An 18535-nucleotide genomic window follows, 5' to 3' on the forward strand; every position below is an offset into this window, starting at 1 on the left:
TCATTAGACATTATCGCCCTTCCGAAGCACAAAAAAACCGTCCAAACGGATCTTTCATCCATTTGGACGGCTGCATGATTAATCGATTTTGAAACGGGACAACGACTCCTTCAGACCGCGGGATACGGCGTCCAGCTTCTCGGACAGGTTAACCAGCCCGTTGCTGATGCTAAGCTGCTCGGTGCTGAGCGACGCGACCTCTTCGGAAGTAGCCGAGGACTGCTGAGCTACCGCGCTCACATTCACCATTGCCTCCGTTAACACCACTTGCGATTGATCCAGCATGGTGATCGAATTCGTTACCGAATCGAGCTTCTGCACGAATTGCCCCATTTGGTTCTGCACCGTCAGGAACAACTGGTTTGCTTCTTTAACCGAACCGATCTGCTCCTGGAACAGCGGGTACGCATCCGACAATACCGTCACCGTCTCTTCGATCTGCGTCATAATCGTCTCCGTAATCTGGCCTACGACATCGATCGATTGACGGGATTGATCCGCCAGCTTACGGATCTCGTCGGCGACGACCATAAAACCTTTTCCTGCCGCTCCGGCCCGTGCCGCTTCAATGGTTGCGTTCAGCGAGAGGATATTCGTCTGCTTCGTCAGATTGTTCAGTACATCCAGAATTTTAACGATCGACCCCGTGCTAAGCTTGAGGCTGTCCACCTTCTCTACCATGGAACGGGTCATTTCTTCCGTCATGCCCGTCTTCTGGATAAGAAGACCCATATAAGCCGTACCTTGCTGGCTGGCCTTCTCCACTTCGCCGGCAGATTCAACCATATGACCGGTTGCTTCCATGACCGACTTCATTTGATGATTGATATTGCCTGTCAGATCGCTGCCTCTTTCAGCCTCTACCGCAAGGCTGGACGCGCCGCTTGCGATCTCTTCCGTCGCCACGGAAATCTCTCTTGCGGAGATCGCCGTCTTCTTCGACACATCGGTCAGCTCGCCGGCCGTAGACAATACATCATCGGCGGATTGGGTCGTTTGCTTGGCAAGCGCCGTAATCTGTATCATCATTTTATTAAAGCTGTCGCCAAGCTGACCGATCTCATCCTGACGATTCGTTATTTTCGAGCGAACGGTCAAATTGCCGCGTTCGCCTTCGTTCATCAGATTGCGCATCGCAATAAGCGGCATAGCGACTGTGCGGATAACCAGCATGCCGATCGCAATCGCAATAAACATCGCAACCAGCGCAATCAGCCAGGTCATTTTGTTAATAACGCCGGCGTCTTTCACAAGCTCGTTAACCGGGATGGTGCCGACCAGTCTCCAGCCGGCCGTATCCAGCGTCTTGAATACGGACAGAACCTCTTCCCCGTCAGTGGACTTCTCTTTCAACGAGCCTTCTTCGTCAATATTCAGCTTCACTACATTTCCTTTGCCGATCAGACTGTTATCCGGGGCTGAGATATACTTGTTGTCGCTGTCCACCAGGTAAATTTTGCTGCCTTCGCCAAGCGAGACGTCTTCATATTGCGCGCGGATATCCTCGAGGTTAAGCTCGAGTAACAGGATATAGGACGCCGCGTTGGTTGTCGTGTTGTTCATTTGCCTGCTGAGACCAATCGACGGCAGCTTGTCCTTTGTGCCGAAACCGGTTGGCTGCGTTTCGATCCAGTTCACGCCGCCCTTAGAGGTTTTCGTCTTCTCGAACCAATCCGATTTCATTAAATCAGGGGCAACGGCCACGGAGGCCGTCCCGTACGTAATCACCGGAAGTTTATCGTCCAGCGGCAGCAAATAAGCGCCGATAATCGCCTTGTTGCTCATCACCGCATTTTGCAGTCGGTCTCCCAAATCCTTCTCTGCCTCAAACAAATCAAAAGCTTCCGTGCTGTCTTCCAGGGTAGAAACCAGCTTATGGAATTCTTTATCGATCATGATCTGCATCGACAGATCCTCATACGTCTTAAGTATAATATCCAAGTTCGCCGAAGCCTGCGCAATCGTCTCGAAGCTTGCGCTTGATACTTTATCTTCAACGATGTTTTTCGCTTTCGAGTAGGCCATTTGACCCACAACCAAGACGCACGCGATAATGCTCACAAAGATAATCAGGAACAGCTTTGTACCTACTGACTTTAATGGGTTGGAGAAAATGGATGTGAATGTCTGCGTTACTTGCTTCGTTGTTTGAGCGGTAACCGCCTGCGCCTTTGATTGCGCTTTCATATTTTGCGGTTTCTCTTTAACTTTTTTAGGTTTGTCCGTTTTCTTCATGCAAGACACCGCCTCTTTATCGTTATGTAGTTTGTCGGTTGGATCGGTCTAGTTCTATTACCCTATTTTGGTATGTACAGTCCTATTATTTTATATCGGTCGGAAAATGTCAATTGATTAGTAGATTTCAAAAACTATTTTTCCCAATAAAAAACAAGGAAGGACATATGTCCTTCCTTGTCGATAATTTCCGCCTTATTTCGCGGCCGTTTCATTGCTTGTTTCGATATTTTTCAGATGCTCTTTGTAGGTCTTGGCAAACAGATGCGTCTGCGAGCCGTCTTTCTTGGTGACGTAATAGAAGTAATCGTTTTTCTCCGGATATAAAGCCGCTTTAATCGAAGCGAGACTTGGGCTTGCGATCGGTCCCGGCGGCAGTCCGTCAATCTTGTACGTGTTGTACGGACTGTCAATCTGCAGATCCTTCTCGTATAACCGTTCCTTTGGCTTATCCAGCAAGTATTGAACGGTCGCGTCGATCTGGAGAGGCATTCCTTTCGCCAGACGGTTATAGATGACGCCGGCCACAATCGGCCGCTCTTCATCGACAACCACCTCCCGCTCGATCAGCGACGCGATCGTGAGCAGCTGATGAAGCGTCAGCTTGCGCTCGGCAAGAACATCCGTCCAGCCCTCGGGCAAGGTATCCAGCTTCGTATCCAGCTCCGCCATCATCCGCTTGAGAATATCCTCTTCCGTGCTCCCCTTCTTCAGCTCGTAGGTCTCCGGGAACAAATACCCTTCCAGCCGGTGATGAAGCTTATCGTCGGCGGGTATCGATTTTACGGCCTCCGCGCCTTCCCAGCCCGGGGCAGAATCCGCAAGCGCCAGGAATTTTTCCTTGTCGATCAGCTTTTCCTCCGACAGCTTGTCGGCAATCTGAAGCAAAGTGAAGCCTTCTGGAATCGTAAACCGAATCATGGCTTCGGCTACCGTATCCCCGCTGTTTAGCTTTGCGATGATCTCGTCATTCTCCATTCCCGGGCTTAGATCATAGACGCCGGCCTGGAAATGCGAGCCTTCGTTTTTGGCCTTCAAGTAATATTTAAACAAAAAAGAATTCTTGATAATGCCATGCTCCTCCAGCGTATCGGATACCGCAATCGCCGAAGCGCCCTTTGCGATTTCAATTCGGACAGGTTCGCCGGCAGCTGTCGGCTTTAACCCGTTCCAAACATACAAAAAGACACTCCCCGCTCCAATAATAAGGAGAGCCAAGAGTGATAAAACGACCCACAGGGCAATCCGGCCTGCCGAGGGTCCTGATTTCGAATGCTGTTGTCTCGATTGCACCAACCGCGTTCCTCCTAAAATGAATTATCACCCTAATGGCCATATTCCGGCCATTGTGATGATTCATTGCATCGTAAGCATAATCTTAATGAATTATCACCCTAATGGCCATATTTCGGCCATTGTGATGATTCATTATTTCGTAAGCATAATCTTAAAAGTTATGACATAGACTCTAATTCATCAGTTTCATCCATTTTCCGACAATAATTTCCTTCGAAAGCCTGAGAAAAAGAGCGGTGGGAGCCGCTCTTTTTAACTAGCTTATGCAATTAAGGCATTTCGTCGTTTGCGAACAGAAGATCATCGTAGGCTTCCGCCGCAAGTTCCCACTCATCATCGTCCTCAATCGTTTCAAGCTGAGGCTCGCCGTTATCGGTCAGAATGACGCGAAACAGCTCGACCTCCTGCTCTTTCTTCATATCAGGCGATTGCAGAGCGGCATAAACGTACGGGCCCAGCTGAAACTCTGCTTTGATCTCGAATTTGTCGAGACTTCCGTGTTCAGAGACCAGCTCGATTACATTCCCGAACACTTCCCGAAGCCGCTCTTGCGGAACCGGAATAATGCGCTCGTTATCTGCCATTAATTTTCCTCCATCTCGCCGAGAAGCGTGTTGAAGGTTTCTTCAACCATGTTCCACTCTTCCTCGTCTTCGATCGTGTACAGCTTCAGGTCGTCGCCTTCTTCTTCATAACGGAAAGCGTATACTTCATCTTCCTCGTCACTTTCGCTTGCAAGCGGAACAACCATCATATATTTCGAATCAGAGCCATCCACTTCAAACTTCATGATGACTTCGAATTCTTCTTCGTTGCCGTCTTCATCCGGAATATAAATAATTTCCGGTTCTTCGAACTGCAGGTCATCCTTTGTCATCGCAACCCTCACCTTTTCGTTTTAGAATCGAGATAATTTTGCAAAATAAGCGTTGCCGCCATTTTGTCTATTACTAGCTTTCGCTTCTTCCGGCTAACATCCGCCTCAAGCAAAGTCCGCTCGGCGGATACCGTTGTCAGCCGTTCATCCCAAAGGTGAACAGGCAAGTTTAGTGTTTGCTGAAGCTGCTCTGCGAATGCCATACTTATTTCGCCGCGGGGGCCAATCGTATTGTTCATATTTTTCGGCAGTCCCACAACGATTTCCGTTACTTCATGCTCTTTCACCAGCTCGGCAATCCGATCCATTTCGCCGCCGTCCCTGCGCTTGTGAACGGTTTCCAGTCCCTGCGCGGTCCAGCCGAACGCGTCGCTGACCGCAACTCCGATGTTGCGGTCACCGTAATCCAAACCCATTGTTCTCATATCCGGCTCCCAATTCTTATTTCTTGTTGTTCAGATAAAACCGGACAAGCTCTTCAATGAGTTCATCGCGTTCTTTCTTGCGAATTAAGCTTCTGGCGTTGTTATGCCGTGGAATGTAGGCGGGATCTCCGGACAGCAAATACCCAACAATCTGATTGATCGGATTATACTCTTTCTCCAGAAGCGCCTCATGCACCGTAAGCAAAATGTCTTGTGAGGAAGATTCGCCTTCCGCCTTCACATTAAACTTCATCGTGTTGTCCATGGAATTCATCGCCAGCACCTCGCTTTCCAACCGCATTTATTAACTAGTTTATTACATTTACACTGCTATCATATCACATTTGATTGGTTAAGAACCAGTTCTTCGGCAAGTTTCAAAGCTTCGTCCAGCTTCGAAGCGTCTTTGCCGCCGGCTTGCGCCATATCCGGACGTCCGCCGCCGCTGCCGCCGCAATGCGCAGCCGCTTCCTTGACGATCTTGCCGGCATGGAAGCCTTTCTTGACCAGATCGGCCGATACGGCAGCAACTAGGCTCACTTTGTCCTCTTGCACGGCGCCGAGGATAATAACCGCAGAAGGCAGCTTCGCTTTCAGCTCGTCTGCAATGCCGCGGAGAGCATCCATTGTAGGCGCGCTGACCTTCGCGCTCAATACGGTTACTTCGCCAACGGTTTTCGCGCTTTGCTCAAGGGAGCCTGCTTCGATGCGGCTCAGCTTCGCCTGCAGCGATTCGTTCTCGCGTCCCAGCTCTTTCACTTGCGCGAACAGGGCTTCAATCCGTTTTGGAACATCGTTGTTGTTAGCTTTCAGAAGCGCCGAAGCCTGCTTCAGAAGATCAAGCTGACCTTCCGTATAGCCGTACGCATGGCGGCCGGTTACTGCTTCGATACGGCGTACGCCGGAACCGATGCCGCTCTCGCTTACCAGCTTGAACATACCGATCTGGGACGTATTCGCTACGTGACAGCCGCCGCACAGCTCGATGCTGTAAGTGCCGACTTGCACAACGCGCACGATGTCGCCGTACTTCTCGCCAAACAGCGCCATAGCGCCCATTGCTTTTGCTTCCGCAATCGGCTTGCTCTCGATTACAACAGGAGTTCCAATCCAGATTTGCTCGTTTACCTTGCGCTCGATTTCCGTCAGTTCTTCAGGCGTAATGCTGCCGAAATGGGAGAAGTCGAAACGCAGGCGGTCTGCCTGTACAAGCGAGCCTGCCTGGTTAACGTGGTCGCCAAGCACTTCTTTCAGTGCTTTGTGCAGCAAGTGAGTTGCCGTATGGTTCTTGATGACATCCTCGCGTACCGAACGGATAACGACAGCCTCCACAGTCTCTCCAGTACGAACGGTACCGGAAGCGACCACGGCGTGATGTACGCTTTGGCCATGCGGCGCTTTTGTTACATCTTCAACCTGCAGCGTAAATCCGTTGCCTACGATCGTGCCTTTGTCGCCGATTTGACCGCCGCTTTCCGCATAGAAAGGAGTACGGTCGAGCAGCACAAGCACGCGGCTGCCTTCGCCTACGAGGTCTACCAGCGAATCTTCATGGACGATAGCTGTGATTTGGGCTTCTGTTACCAGTTCATTATAGCCAACAAATTCACTTTTAACCGTAAAGTCGGCAAGCGGACCGCCTTGTACGTTCATGCCGCCTGTATCCTGGCGGGCTGCGCGAGCGCGTTCGCGCTGAGCTTCCATCGCAGAGTCAAAGCCTTCGCGGTCAACGGTCATGCCGTTCTCGGAAGCAAAGTCCTCTGTCAGGTCAAACGGGAAGCCGTACGTATCGTACAGGCGGAATGCGTCCTCGCCGCCGATCTCTGTTGTGCCCGCTTTGCGTGCTGCTGCAACCAGATCGGACAGCATGACAAGACCGTCGGACAAGGTTTCGTGGAAACGCTCCTCCTCCGTACGGATAACGCGCTCGATAAACTCGCGTTTGTCGACAACCTCCGGATAGTAGACGCCCATAATCTCGCCTACGACGGAAGTCAGCTCATACAGGAACGGACGGTCGATGCCGATTGTTTTTCCGTAACGCACGGCGCGGCGGAGCAATCGGCGGATAATGTAGCCTCGTCCTTCATTGGAAGGCATAACGCCGTCGCCCACCGCAAAGGCAACCGTACGGATATGGTCGGCGATTACTTTCAGCGCAACGTCATGCTCGGCATTGACATGGTACTTCACACCGGCGATTTCGCAGGTGCGCTCGATGATCGGAATAAACAGGTCGGTATCGAAGTTGGAATCCACATCCTGCAGGATGGAAGCGAAACGCTCGAGACCCGCGCCCGTATCGATGTTTTTGTTCGGAAGCGGCGTGTAGCTGCCGTCTTTGTTATGGTTGAATTGGGAGAATACAAGATTCCATACTTCAAGGAAGCGCTCGTTCTCGCCGCCCGGCCAGCATTCCGGATCGTTCAGGTCGCCGTACTTCTCGCCGCGGTCATAGAAAATTTCGGTGCAAGGTCCGCAAGGGCCCTCGCCGATATCCCAGAAGTTGTCCTGCAGCTTGTAGATGCGCTCGGCCGGAAGGCCGATTTTCTCGTTCCAGTATTTGTACGCTTCCTCGTCTTCCGGATATACCGTAACGGAGAGGCGCTCAGGATCGAAGCCGATCCATTCTTTGCTCGTCAGAAACTCCCACGCCCAAGTGATGACTTCCTCTTTGAAATAGTCGCCAATGGAGAAGTTGCCCAGCATCTCGAAGAACGTATGATGGCGGCGGGTTTTGCCGACATTCTCGATATCGTTCGTGCGGATACATTTTTGCGAGTTCGTGATGCGCGGATTGTCAGGAATGACGCGTCCGTCGAAATAAGGCTTGAGCGGAGCCATGCCCGCATTGATCCAGAGCAGCGACGGATCGTTATGAGGGACAAGCGACGCGCTTGGCTCGATATGGTGTCGTTTGCTTTCGAAGAAGGAAAGCCATTTGGAACGAATTTCACTTGCTTTCATGGTTAATAACCTCCGTTAAAATTTGAGTTGAGATCAGCATGATGGGCACTGCGAGAAAGGTTGAGCCTTTGGCCGCTGTTGTTTTTGAATTTCTTGAACGATATGTACAAGGTTAAAATTCAAAAACAAAGGCGGACGCTGTCGCTCCAAAAGCTTCAACCTTTCTCTCCGCGCGCCGACGCCGCTCACTTCTTCAAACCTTTAAAAGTTTGTTTTGGAACATAAAAAAGTCCCTGTCATAAGACAGGGACGAATTTAATATCGCGGTACCACCCTGGTTATTGCCCGAACGCACGCTTGCCGCCGCATTCAAAAGCAATCTCCTCGTATGGACGATAACGGGTCCTCCCGGTGAAGTTCGTTCACACTCCGAAAGTAGCTTTCGGCCATTCTTCGTCCCAAGAGCTCTTACAGCCGACGCCCTAAGGCGAAGAAGCTCTCTCTCTGATTGACGGGCTATGGCTTACTTCCTTCCATCAACGCTTTTGCATGTAGTAGTTGCTGCAACTGTCTAAAGTATATCGGCCAACGGATCGTCTGTCAAATGGTCTTTCGCCTGACATAATAAGCGAAAATATGCTGGACGATCACTTTAAGCGCCGCGAAGATCGGAACCGCCAAAATCATCCCTACAATGCCGGCAATCTCTCCTCCGACGAGCAAGGCGAAGATAATAGCAAGCGGATGAATATGGAGCGTACGCCCAACCACCTGCGGGGATACGACATTGCCCTCAAGCACTTGGCAGGCCATGTTGACGATGGCGACAAACAGCACCATTTTCATAGAGATTGTTGACGCAACGAGAAGGGCCGGAGCCGCGCCAAAGAATGGGCCCAAGTACGGGATAATGTTTGTCACGGATACAATGCTGGCAAGCAGAAGCGGATACGGAAGCCCAATGATGACGTACCCGATATAGGCGAGTATGCCAACGATGATGCAGACGATAAATTGCCCCCGGATGTAACTTCCGAGCGCCGTGTCGATATCCTTGAGCAGCCTGACGGTATGCTTGCGGTGCGACTTCGGAACGTAGGTGATGACCGTCCGCTCGAATAAATCGAAGTCCTTCAATATATAAAATGCCAGGAACGGGATGATAAAAGCGATAAATACCGCATTCACGACAGACCCGATATTGTTAATGAAATGGGAAACGGTATCCGACAGCTTCTTCTCCATCTGATAAATGGACTTGTTCATCCCGTCCCGGATACTGTCCGGCAGAAAAGACGTATTGTTCAAATCGGTCACGAGGCTTTCCGCTCGATAGGTCAAATCGGGAACATGTCGGTTCAGCTGGTCCATCTGTTCCTTGAACATCGGGATCACGTTAACTAAAATGACGGCCAGCGCCGCGCAAAATACGGCATAAATCAGCAGAACCGCTGCCGTTCGGGGAACCTTCCGCTCATGCAGCATCGTAACAATCGGATTCAGCACGTAAGATACGATCATGGCGATAATAAACGGGGCGAGAATCGACCTTAAAAACACGTAAAAATGAATGAAAATGGGCTTTACCAGCAGCAGTAAATAAAGGGCAAGCAGCCCCATGATGATATAGACCAGCCATACGAACAGACGGCTCTTCGTCAACCGTTCCACCGTCCTCACCCCCGCTTGTTTCATTACCGAAAGCCTAAAGATTGACAGAGCAATCTGCTTCAGTATATGTACAAGCAGTCCATTTCATCCATGAATGCCCTATAGAATATGGCTACACTTTAAATTTGCCGACAAGTAACTTCAATTCGATCGACGTATGGCTTAACAGCTGAGCAGACGCATAGATTTGCTGGATTCCCGCATATTGCTCCTCCACATGGGCGGAAACATCCTGCGCGCCTGCTGACGCTTCCTTGGCAACCTCGCGGATTTGCAGCATCGATTGAGCTGCGTTGTCCGCTTCCCCCGCTGTCGCTTCGGATATAACGGCAATCTGCTCGATCTGTCTGGCCATTTCGGCAACAGCCGCTGCAATACGCTCAAAGGAAAGTCCTGCCTCAGCAACGACCCGCGTTCCCGCCTGAACGGCATCGGCGCTTCCTCTGGTTGAGGCGACAACATCCCCCGTTTCTGTCCGGATGCTTGCGATAAGCTCCGCTATTTCCTGTGCAGCGCTTGCCGTCTGCGACGACAGCTGACGGATTTCGTTCGCAACAACGGTAAAACCCCGGCCGGCAGCGCCTGCTCGTGCCGCTTCAATAGAAGCATTCAAGGATAATAAGTTCGTCTGCCGCGCAATGCCTGCGATTAGCTCGATAGCAAGCTGGATTTTTTCAGAGCGTTCTCCAAGCTTCTGGACAGATCCCGTTAAAATACCCATGGTACTTGAAATGGCGCTCATTTGCCGGACAGCGGCATTCATTGCCGTACTCCCCTGCAACGCAGCCTCTTGCGCCGCTGCCGTCTTTTCTCGGGCAACACCAACGACCCCTTCCATCCGCGACATCGAACCCGACATGGCTTCGATTCGGACAGTACTGCGGTCTATGCTGTCGGCCTGCCGCTCGGTACCATGCGCGATTTCCTGAACGATAGTCGTAATTTGCTCGGAAGCCGACCGCAAATGTCCGGATCCAATGTTCGTCTGGTTCGCAGCTTCTGCCATTTGACTGGCATGTTTGCTCACCTCGGCTATCATGTTTCTCAAATGAAGATTCATGGTATGAAAAGCGGCCGCAAGATCGCCAAGCTCATCCCGCTTGTGCACATGCACGGTTTCGCCAGTCAAATCATATGCTGCTATTTGCTCTGCGGCTTTAACCAGGCGACGAGTCGGCTTTACAATGGATTGCGATAGAAAATAGCCAATCAGCACAGACAACAGAAGCGCCGCAGAACTTCCGGCAAGTAGGATCCGTGACAGCTGCGTCACCTGATCTGCATTAGCTGCCAATTTGCCCTCCATCGCCTTATTTTGCCCATTTTGAATTGTATTTGCAGTGACAGACAGCTGCTCTGACACCTGGATCGCCCACATCTTCGCTTCAGCTTGCGCAAGATTCGGGCGGTTGTCATGCATATATCCCGTTACTTTGCTTACCAGCCTCTTGAAGGTTTGGTTTGATTCATCCATGGCGGCGATCGAGCTGTCATCTTCGGCCAATAAACCTTCCAGCCGCTTAATTGTCGCTTCCAGATCTCCGTTTGTTCTCAACAACAGCTCTTCCAACTCACCGGAAGGCTCCAACAGATAATGAAATAACATCCCTTTCTGCTGCTCCGTCAAAGTTTCGATAGCCGCGGCCTGCTCCGCAATTTTCGTGTTCGTATGAATGATGGAGGAAGCCGACCGGTCGATTTGGTGAAGAAAAATATAAGCGGTGACGCTGACTGCCCCTACCAGTACGGCCACCCCGATAAAGGCAGCCATCATTTTTTGTCTGATTGCAATTCGGACGGCTGTTCTCTTTTTAATAGCCGCTGCCAGTTGTTTCATGCGAAGTTCCCCCGTTATACGTAGAATGTACTAAGATTATCGTTCGTCCTGCTCCGCATGAACATATAAATTTCTGATGATTTCCTATACGATTCTCCTGTGCTTCATCCAAGCACAGCAAAAAGGACGGCCCATAGCCGTCCTGAAGTCGTCACCTGATCTATAGAGCCGCTAATTGATTTGAATTTGCGGCATTTCCTCTTCAAAGAACAAATCGTCGAGCGAACTCAGCGTTCCGTCCTCTTCCACTTGATAGACCGACATTTTCTCACCGTTCACTGTCAGCTCTATGAAGCAGCCCCAGCAGTAGAACTGATGGGAACCGATTTTACCAATATCCTTTGAATTGCAGTTGGGACATCTCATCATCTTTCATTTCTCCCTATTTATCGAATTGGAAGCTGCGACAGGCTCCAATTCCGCTTCACTGACAGCAGGAACGATAATCGCGTCTTCCCCGAGCAGCACGGCATCCGGATCCTCCGGGGCCTTCAGCCATTTGCGCCCTTCCATCAGATCAGATATAAAGCCATCCGTAAGCTCATAGCCTACTATTTGTGTACCCTGAAACGGGTAAAAATAAACATCGGACACTCGTCCGAGCTGTATTCCTTGCACCGTTATCATAGGCAAGTCCTTCAGCTTCACGACGCCGGTCTCAAAAGAACGTCCGATCTCGGCGGCTTTAACCGGTTTTACGGCGGATTCTCTTGATATGAGTACGGCGTCTTCGCCGCAGGTTAACACTTCCGCCCATTCGACGGCTTTAACCGATGTCGCAAACCATTTTGCGCCTTCTACTACAAGACCGATTAACCGCCAATGTTCATCGAACCAAGCGTCTCGTACATTGCCGACATGCTTCCCGGAATGAATGACAAGCACCGGCAGCCCGATTAATTGCTGGAGTTTGATCATGGCGTGCCTCATGCCTCCTACTGATTGGTACGGATCCGCTCCACGATTGTCGCGATTTTGCGTGCAGCGTCTTCCAGTTCCTCCACAGTATTCCCCAAACCAAAGCTGAATCGTACAGCTGAATTCAAACGTTCCTCCGAAAGGTTCATTGCCTTCAGCACATGCGATCTTTCAAGCGAACCCGACGTGCAGGCAGAACCGCTTGCCGCGGCAATGCCTTCCATGTCCAGGTTCATCAGCATCGTTTCCGTATCAATTCCGATAAAGCTTATATTTACGATGTTCGGAAGATGATGCTCCGCATTCCCGTTAATAACGATCTCCGCTTTTCCGGATAGCGCAGCCTTCAGCTTGTCTACCCATTCTGTACGAAGCTTGTCCAGGAAAAGTTTCTTGCCGCCGAGATTGTTCACACAAATTTCAACAGCTTTAGCGAAACCGGCAATGCCGGCGACATTCTCCGTCCCCGGTCTCCGCTTTCGCTCCTGCGATCCACCGTGCGCGATCGGCTCAAACGGCGTGCCGTTTGCCAAGTATAAAGCGCCTACGCCCTGCGGGCCGTTTATTTTATGCGCGGAAAAGCTCATCAAATCAACCGGCAGCTCGGACAGCCGGTAGGCAGCCGTGCCAAAGGCTTGGACAGCATCCACATGGAACAATATGCCGTGAGCATGTGCCAGTTCGCCAATCTCTTCGATTGGCTGCAAGGTGCCGACTTCATTGTTGCCGTGCATAATGCTGATAAGCCCCGTTGCGGGCTGAATCGCTGCGGCAATATCTTCTACGGAGACGCGTCCCGTCTGATCCACCGGAACGAAAGTCACTTCGTAACCTGCCTCGGCCAAGGCTTCGCAGGTATGCAGAACGGCATGATGCTCCGCGCTTGATGTAATGATATGGGTTTTGCCCCTCGTTCTCATCGCCGCTGCGGCGCCGATAATAGCCGCATTGTCGCTTTCCGTTCCGCCGGAGGTGAAGATCAGCTCGGACGGCTTGCATCCAAGCGCGGCCGCGATCAAATCGCGCGACCGGTTCACCCTCTGCTTCGCCGCGCGCCCGAAGGCATGCATGCTGGACGGATTGCCGCCGGCTCCCGTCATCACTTCCAGCATCGCTGCCGCTACTTCCGGATGCATCGGCGTTGTTGCCGCGTGGTCAAAATAATACTTTTGCATACGAATCCCTCATTAAATATAGAACATATAACTGTCTGCAACGCCCGCATCCTGGTAGTTCACCAGATCGGCCAGGGTTGTCGAATCAAGCACGCTGGCGATGCTGTCGCGGATGCGCAGCCACAAATCGCGCTTGGCCGGATCATCCTCTTCCGTGAAATCTACCGGGGAAATCGGGCCTTCCAATATACGAATCACGTCGCCGGCCGTAATCGTCTCCGGCTCCTTGGACAAGATATAACCGCCGTAAGCGCCGCGAATACTTTTTACAAGTCCGGCATTGCGAAGCGGTGCAACCAATTGCTCCAGGTAGTGCTCGGAAAGCTGATTGCGCTCGGCAATGCTTTTAAGTGAAATCGGACCTTCGCCGAATTTTCCCGCAAGCTCCATCATAATGGTGAGGCCGTAACGGCCTTTCGTCGATATTTTCATATTCGGGCACCTCTCTTAAGTAGTAGTTGTTCCATTCGATAGCGCGTATGTTAGCGTGTTGTTTGTTTATAATTACGGGTATTCCCATATCATATCTATGTTAACACAACCTTTTGCGACATGCGAGAAAAGGATTGACTTTTCATGAAAAAGTTTCTCGACTATGTTACAATAGTACGAAGTCCGTTCGCGGAGAGTAAGTCTTGCGTAACGGTCTTAGAAGTGTGACGAACAAGGTGGTGTGCGTGATGGTGAAATCGAAGCAAGAAACACGCGTCGTTGTCGGGATGTCCGGCGGAGTTGACTCCTCCGTAACGGCTCTGCTGCTCAAGCAGCAAGGCTATGACGTGGTTGGCATATTTATGAAAAACTGGGATGACACCGATGAATTCGGTCATTGCACAGCGGAAGAGGACGCTGAGGATGTACGCCGGGTTTGCGATCAGATCGGCATCCCTTATTATACGGTAAACTTTGAGAAGCAGTATTTCGATAAAGTATTTACTTATTTCCTCGATGAATACAAGCGGGGCCGGACGCCTAATCCGGATGTGATGTGCAACAGGGAGATCAAATTCGGCGATTTCCTCAAAAAAGCGAACGAGCTTGGCGCCGATTATCTGGCAACCGGCCATTATGCCCGGGTTGAACGGACCGAAGACGGCGAGACCAGACTGCTCCGCGGCGTTGACGGCAATAAGGATCAAACCTATTTCCTAAGCGCGCTGAATCAGAAGCAGCTCGAGAAGGCCATGTTCCCGATCGGGCATCTCCCTAAGCCGGAAGTGCGCCGGATTGCCGAAGAAGCGGGTCTTTATACCGCGAAGAAAAAAGACAGCACCGGCGTTTGCTTTATCGGCGAGCGAAACTTCAAGGAATTCCTGAGCGGTTATTTGCCTGCCCGTCCCGGCGATATGGTCGATATCCGTTCCGGGGAGGTAAAAGGACGCCATGACGGTCTCATGTATTATACGCTGGGACAACGCCAGGGTCTTGGCATCGGCGGATCCGGCAACGGCGAGCCTTGGTTCGTGGCCGACAAGGATCTGGAGCGCAACATTCTTTACGTTGTGCAGGGCGAATCCCATCCAAGCCTGTATTCCACGGGTCTTACGGCAAGCGGCATGAACTGGATCGCGCCTCATAGACCGGAAGGCACCTTCCGCTGCACGGCGAAATTCCGTTACCGCCAGCCGGATCAAGGCGTGAGCGTAACGCTGCAAGCCGACGGCACCGCTGAGGTTGTATTCGACAATCCGCAAAAGGCGATCACGCCGGGTCAAGCCGTTGTCTTGTACGATGGCGACGTCTGCCTGGGCGGCGGAACGATCGATGCCGTTCACAAGATTGATGAAGCGGCGTTTGAAGCGTTGGCCAAATAAATCACGAAATCCCCCTTGCCGCTTGGACAAGGGGGATTTATTTTTTCCTCATGAGTGTCCCTCCGCCATATCTTCCTGCCCCGGTTTCCCTTTCCAATTGCCCTGCTTTGCTCCGGTGGTCAATTTCAGCACCAGAACGCGGGAAATCCGCAAATGATCCGTTTCCTCGATAATAAACGCATATTCGCCGCCATTATCTATCCGCTGACCGCTTGTAGGCGGAATCTCGATCTGGGAGTACATCCAGCCGCCGATCGTATCGTAATTGTCGCTTTCGATATCCATGCCGAAATAACTGTTCACTTCCTCGATCAGCATCATTCCGCTGATCGAGTAGACGGAATCGTCCCGCTTCTCGATCTCCGCCCGTTCTTCGTCGAATTCATCCTGAATCTCTCCCACGATCTCTTCCATGATGTCTTCCAGCGTAACAAGACCGGATGTCCCCCCGTATTCATCGATGAGAATGGCGATTTGCGCTTTCCTCTTCTGCATCAGAATAAGCAGATTGCTGATTTGCATCGAATCGGGAACCGTAGTCATCGCCCGCGTAATCTGACGAATATCGGTCAGGCTATGCGTCGTGTCCTTCAGCAAATCTTTTATATGAACGAATCCGATAATATTATCCTTGTCATGGTCGCAGACGGGATATCTCGTATGCATCTCGTTTAACGCGATAGCCTTGTTGTCCTCCAATGACAGATGGACGTACAGGCAGACCATCTCCGTGCGCGGAATCATAATCTCGCGGGCATTGGTCTCGGCAAATTCGAATATATTATCCACCAGCGTCAGTTCCGTATTGTTGATCAATCCGCTCTTATGGCTCTCTTGCATGAGAATGCGGATCTCTTCCTCCGTATGGGCGGAATGCTGCTCGGATGCCGGTTCGATGCCGAACCGCTTCAGGAGCTGGTTCGCAAGACCGTTTAATACCCAGATAAACGGATACATCATCTTGTGGAACAGGACAAGAGGCGTTGCGGTAAGCAGGGTAACGCTTTCCGCTTTGCGAATGGCCAATGTTTTGGGGGCGAGTTCACCGAGGACAATATGGAGAATGGTAATAAACATAAAGGCGATAATGAAGGAAATCGAATGAATCCAAACCGGATTGCCCCAGCCAAGCGCGAGAAACCACGGCTCGATCAAATCCTTGATCGCCGGTTCCCCTATCCAGCCAAGGCCAAGCGAAGCCAGCGTAATCCCAAGCTGGCACGCAGACAAATAAGCATCGAGATTGCTCGTCAACTGCGAGGCAAGCTTCGCCCGCATATGTCCCTCGGCCGCCAGCGTTTCAATCCGGGTACCCCGAACCTTGACCATGGCGAATTCCGCGGCAACAAACAGACCGTTCATAAACACCAGAAAAACGATAAGAACCAGCTGCATAACCATCGGAAGCGGATCACTCAATACAGTCCCCTGCAGCCGCGCGACCTGCACAGCAGCAGGTGCACCTCCTTCGAGAAGGGAATTTGCGATTCTGTAAAGATACGGTAATTCAAGTTTATTCCGCGCAAACCTTGCATTATGACGATTTATTGCCTTCGAATATTGTTCAAAAAGGCGAAGCCGAAACGAATGTCCGATCTGTTATAATGACATCAATTAATCCAATACACAAAGGGGAATGTCCTAATGAAACGTATCCTTTTTATCTGCTTGGCCGCCTTGTTCCTGCTGCCGGGCATCGCGATGGCCCATTCCAAAATCACCGTATCCACCCCTGCCAAGGAGGAGACCGTTACCGTTTCCCCTGCCGAGATTTCAATGACCTTTAACACCGATATCGAGAAGCTGAGCCAATTCAAGCTGCTCGATGAATCCGGCAAGCAGGTTCCGACCGGGGATATTGCGGTACATAAAGCGACAATGAGCGGTTCGGTGACCGAGCCTCTGAAGAATGGCGCCTACACGGTAAAATGGACGATTATCGGCGCTGACGGTCATGCGGTTGACGGTGAATACGCCTTTACGGTTAATGCTCCGGAAGCTACGCCTTCTCCATCGCCGGAAGCCACGGCAACCCCGGCAGAGACGTCTTCTTCTCCAAGCGCCGAAGTTACCGAGGCACCCGATGCAAGCGCATCCGCGGACGGCAACGTCTCCGAGGAACCCGCTCCCGCAGCTCCGGCAGAGGACACAAAGGCTGAATCCGGGAATGACAATGGCGTTAACACCGTGATCTGGGTTATTGCCGGCGTTATTGTGGCTGCCGCCGTCGTTATCGTGATCCGGAGGAACCGCAAATGAGTTATGTCAGCGAGGCTCTTCTCTATGTCTGCTTCGCCGTTCTGACCGGAACGTTTATACTGCGGGTTGTCCCGGAGCATAGACGTCCGGACATACATACGCCGAACTGGCTTCTCCTCGTTTGCACGCTTGCGATTCCGGTACTCGAATACGTGCCTATTCACGATTCTGCGGTGCTGTTTGCCAAGGATACGGACGTGACCTACGGTGAAATGGTGAAGAGCATCCTCTTGGAGCTGAACAACGGCAAAGCCTGGATCTGGTCGGCTGTTGCTTCCGTGGGCCTTGCTTTCCTGCTTGGACTCCCTTCCTTCCGGAACGATAAGCATATGCCGAAGGTCGGCTTGTTCATTATGTTCCTGCTCATTCTCTGGCTTGGTTATGCCAGCCATGCGACTTCGCTTTACGGCACCAAGGGCTGGCTGGTTCACTCCGCCCATTTCCTTGCCGTAACCGTGTGGATCGGCGTCCTGTTGATTGCCAGCTGGTTCTCCGCGAGCAGCCGCAACTGGGAGGCTTTCCTGGCCTGGTTCTCGCCGCTTGCGATCGGCTGCATGCTGATCACCTTTATCGCCGGCATTACGCTCATGACTTTTACGACGCCGCAGTATGTCAATTCGTGGATGCTGCCTTACGGTCAGATGCTTCTGCTGAAGCATTTGCTTCTTGCGCCGCTGCTTTTATTTGCCTACACGAACGGCTTTGGCTACCGGAACAAGCTTAAGGAGAACAGCGGCTTTAATCCACTTCCGTGGCTCAAAGCGGAGAGCGTCATCGCCTTGCTGCTCTTTATCGTCACCGGCGTGCTGGGACAGCAGACGCCTCCCCACAACGTGAAGGAAACGCTGCAATCGGTATCGCCTTCCAAGCTGTTCAGGGCGGTCTACAACGGGCATTTCAGTCCGGATTTGTCTTTGAAGCTTTCGATCGGGCTGGACAGCATTCTCATGCTTGCCGCGGCTCTCGTCATGATCTACGGACTTATTCAGATGTACAAAGAAAACAAAATTTTGCCGGCCTTTATTATGGGACTGCTCACTACGGCATTTGGATACTTTGCTTTGATGTTCGGTATTGGATAATGTTCAAAAAAAGCGCCGCTTCGTCATGGAAGCGGCGCT

The 18535-nt window shown here is 51.5% G+C and carries 17 protein-coding genes; 3 read left to right on the forward strand and 14 right to left on the reverse strand.

The features are described from left to right. Positions 1–78: 78 nt before the first annotated feature. The 13 genes from FHT67_RS15785 to cymR form a co-directional block, all read right to left on the reverse strand. A complete protein-coding gene (locus FHT67_RS15785) occupies positions 79–2235 on the reverse strand; it encodes a methyl-accepting chemotaxis protein (protein ID WP_243711650.1) in 2157 nt (718 codons plus the stop codon). Positions 2236–2430: 195 nt separating this feature from the next. After that, positions 2431–3528, reverse strand: coding sequence for an endolytic transglycosylase MltG (gene mltG / locus FHT67_RS15790; RefSeq protein ID WP_167199798.1), 1098 nt, complete (start codon positions 3526–3528; stop codon positions 2431–2433). 272 nt (positions 3529–3800) lie between these two features. Next, positions 3801–4115 (reverse strand): DUF1292 domain-containing protein, encoded by a 315-nt coding sequence (locus FHT67_RS15795; RefSeq protein WP_132307205.1) that lies wholly within the window; start codon positions 4113–4115, stop codon positions 3801–3803. Beyond that, on the reverse strand, positions 4115–4408 hold the full coding sequence (locus FHT67_RS15800) for a DUF1292 domain-containing protein (protein WP_132307206.1): 294 nt from the start codon (positions 4406–4408) through the stop codon (positions 4115–4117). Before FHT67_RS15800 ends, FHT67_RS15795 begins: the two co-directional genes overlap by 1 nt. Before the next feature lie 8 nt (positions 4409–4416). Beyond that, complete coding sequence (ruvX, locus tag FHT67_RS15805) at positions 4417–4833, reverse strand: Holliday junction resolvase RuvX (RefSeq protein ID WP_015845906.1); 417 nt, start codon at positions 4831–4833, stop codon at positions 4417–4419. A 16-nt stretch (positions 4834–4849) separates the two neighbouring features. Next, the gene (locus FHT67_RS15810; protein ID WP_015845907.1) at positions 4850–5107 is read right to left on the reverse strand and encodes an IreB family regulatory phosphoprotein; all 258 of its coding nucleotides are present in this window, start codon (positions 5105–5107) and stop codon (positions 4850–4852) included. Between the two features lie 59 nt (positions 5108–5166). Beyond that, positions 5167–7800, reverse strand: a complete 2634-nt coding sequence (gene alaS, locus FHT67_RS15815; RefSeq protein ID WP_167199801.1) for an alanine--tRNA ligase — start codon at positions 7798–7800, stop codon at positions 5167–5169. Between the two features lie 540 nt (positions 7801–8340). Next, on the reverse strand, positions 8341–9411 hold the full coding sequence (locus FHT67_RS15820; protein WP_132307208.1) for an AI-2E family transporter: 1071 nt from the start codon (positions 9409–9411) through the stop codon (positions 8341–8343). Positions 9412–9523: 112 nt separating this feature from the next. Further along, positions 9524–11248 (reverse strand): methyl-accepting chemotaxis protein, encoded by a 1725-nt coding sequence (locus tag FHT67_RS15825; protein WP_132307209.1) that lies wholly within the window; start codon positions 11246–11248, stop codon positions 9524–9526. A gap of 171 nt (positions 11249–11419) precedes the next feature. Then, positions 11420–11617, reverse strand: a complete 198-nt coding sequence (locus FHT67_RS15830; RefSeq protein WP_015845916.1) for a hypothetical protein — start codon at positions 11615–11617, stop codon at positions 11420–11422. A 3-nt stretch (positions 11618–11620) separates the two neighbouring features. Beyond that, positions 11621–12166, reverse strand: a complete 546-nt coding sequence (locus FHT67_RS15835) for a PRC-barrel domain-containing protein (RefSeq protein ID WP_132307210.1) — start codon at positions 12164–12166, stop codon at positions 11621–11623. A gap of 17 nt (positions 12167–12183) precedes the next feature. Continuing rightward, the gene (locus tag FHT67_RS15840) at positions 12184–13341 is read right to left on the reverse strand and encodes a cysteine desulfurase family protein (protein ID WP_167199804.1); all 1158 of its coding nucleotides are present in this window, start codon (positions 13339–13341) and stop codon (positions 12184–12186) included. 12 nt (positions 13342–13353) lie between these two features. Beyond that, positions 13354–13773 (reverse strand): cysteine metabolism transcriptional regulator CymR, encoded by a 420-nt coding sequence (cymR, locus tag FHT67_RS15845; protein ID WP_132307212.1) that lies wholly within the window; start codon positions 13771–13773, stop codon positions 13354–13356. A 248-nt stretch (positions 13774–14021) separates the two neighbouring features. Between cymR and mnmA the strand changes: the two genes are divergently transcribed. Next, the gene (gene mnmA / locus FHT67_RS15850) at positions 14022–15155 is read left to right on the forward strand and encodes a tRNA 2-thiouridine(34) synthase MnmA (RefSeq protein WP_167199806.1); all 1134 of its coding nucleotides are present in this window, start codon (positions 14022–14024) and stop codon (positions 15153–15155) included. A gap of 48 nt (positions 15156–15203) precedes the next feature. Here mnmA and FHT67_RS15855 read toward each other — a convergent pair whose 3' ends face one another. Next, a complete protein-coding gene (locus FHT67_RS15855; protein WP_167200700.1) occupies positions 15204–16556 on the reverse strand; it encodes a hemolysin family protein in 1353 nt (450 codons plus the stop codon). Between the two features lie 243 nt (positions 16557–16799). On the opposite strand from FHT67_RS15855, the gene FHT67_RS15860 reads away from it, so the two are divergent. After that, positions 16800–17414, forward strand: coding sequence for a copper resistance CopC family protein (locus FHT67_RS15860; protein ID WP_132307213.1), 615 nt, complete (start codon positions 16800–16802; stop codon positions 17412–17414). Then, a complete protein-coding gene (locus FHT67_RS15865) occupies positions 17411–18496 on the forward strand; it encodes a copper resistance D family protein (RefSeq protein WP_167199809.1) in 1086 nt (361 codons plus the stop codon). Before FHT67_RS15860 ends, FHT67_RS15865 begins: the two co-directional genes overlap by 4 nt. Positions 18497–18535: the final 39 nt, after the last annotated feature.

The sequence above is a fragment of the Paenibacillus sp. BK720 genome (assembly GCF_011761545.1).
Taxonomy (GTDB): Bacteria; Bacillota; Bacilli; order Paenibacillales; family Paenibacillaceae; genus Pristimantibacillus.

Excerpts from the sequence above, each read along its gene's own strand:
- FHT67_RS15795 (WP_132307205.1), bottom strand. The coding sequence starts at position 4,115 with ATGGCAGATAACGAGCGCATTATTCCGGTTCCGCAAGAGCGGCTTCGG.
- FHT67_RS15800 (WP_132307206.1), bottom strand. The coding sequence starts at position 4,408 with ATGACAAAGGATGACCTGCAGTTCGAAGAACCGGAAATTATTTATATT.
- FHT67_RS15825 (WP_132307209.1), bottom strand. The coding sequence starts at position 11,248 with ATGAAACAACTGGCAGCGGCTATTAAAAAGAGAACAGCCGTCCGAATT.
- FHT67_RS15840 (WP_167199804.1), bottom strand. The coding sequence starts at position 13,341 with ATGCAAAAGTATTATTTTGACCACGCGGCAACAACGCCGATGCATCCG.
- FHT67_RS15835 (WP_132307210.1), bottom strand. The coding sequence starts at position 12,166 with ATGATCAAACTCCAGCAATTAATCGGGCTGCCGGTGCTTGTCATTCAT.
- cymR (WP_132307212.1), bottom strand. The coding sequence starts at position 13,773 with ATGAAAATATCGACGAAAGGCCGTTACGGCCTCACCATTATGATGGAG.
- FHT67_RS15810 (WP_015845907.1), bottom strand. The coding sequence starts at position 5,107 with ATGAATTCCATGGACAACACGATGAAGTTTAATGTGAAGGCGGAAGGC.
- FHT67_RS15785 (WP_243711650.1), bottom strand. The coding sequence starts at position 2,235 with ATGAAGAAAACGGACAAACCTAAAAAAGTTAAAGAGAAACCGCAAAAT.
- FHT67_RS15855 (WP_167200700.1), bottom strand. The coding sequence starts at position 16,556 with ATGGTTATGCAGCTGGTTCTTATCGTTTTTCTGGTGTTTATGAACGGT.
- ruvX (WP_015845906.1), bottom strand. The coding sequence starts at position 4,833 with ATGAGAACAATGGGTTTGGATTACGGTGACCGCAACATCGGAGTTGCG.
- FHT67_RS15860 (WP_132307213.1), top strand. The coding sequence starts at position 16,800 with ATGAAACGTATCCTTTTTATCTGCTTGGCCGCCTTGTTCCTGCTGCCG.
- FHT67_RS15865 (WP_167199809.1), top strand. The coding sequence starts at position 17,411 with ATGAGTTATGTCAGCGAGGCTCTTCTCTATGTCTGCTTCGCCGTTCTG.
- mnmA (WP_167199806.1), top strand. The coding sequence starts at position 14,022 with ATGGTGAAATCGAAGCAAGAAACACGCGTCGTTGTCGGGATGTCCGGC.
- FHT67_RS15830 (WP_015845916.1), bottom strand. The coding sequence starts at position 11,617 with ATGATGAGATGTCCCAACTGCAATTCAAAGGATATTGGTAAAATCGGT.
- alaS (WP_167199801.1), bottom strand. The coding sequence starts at position 7,800 with ATGAAAGCAAGTGAAATTCGTTCCAAATGGCTTTCCTTCTTCGAAAGC.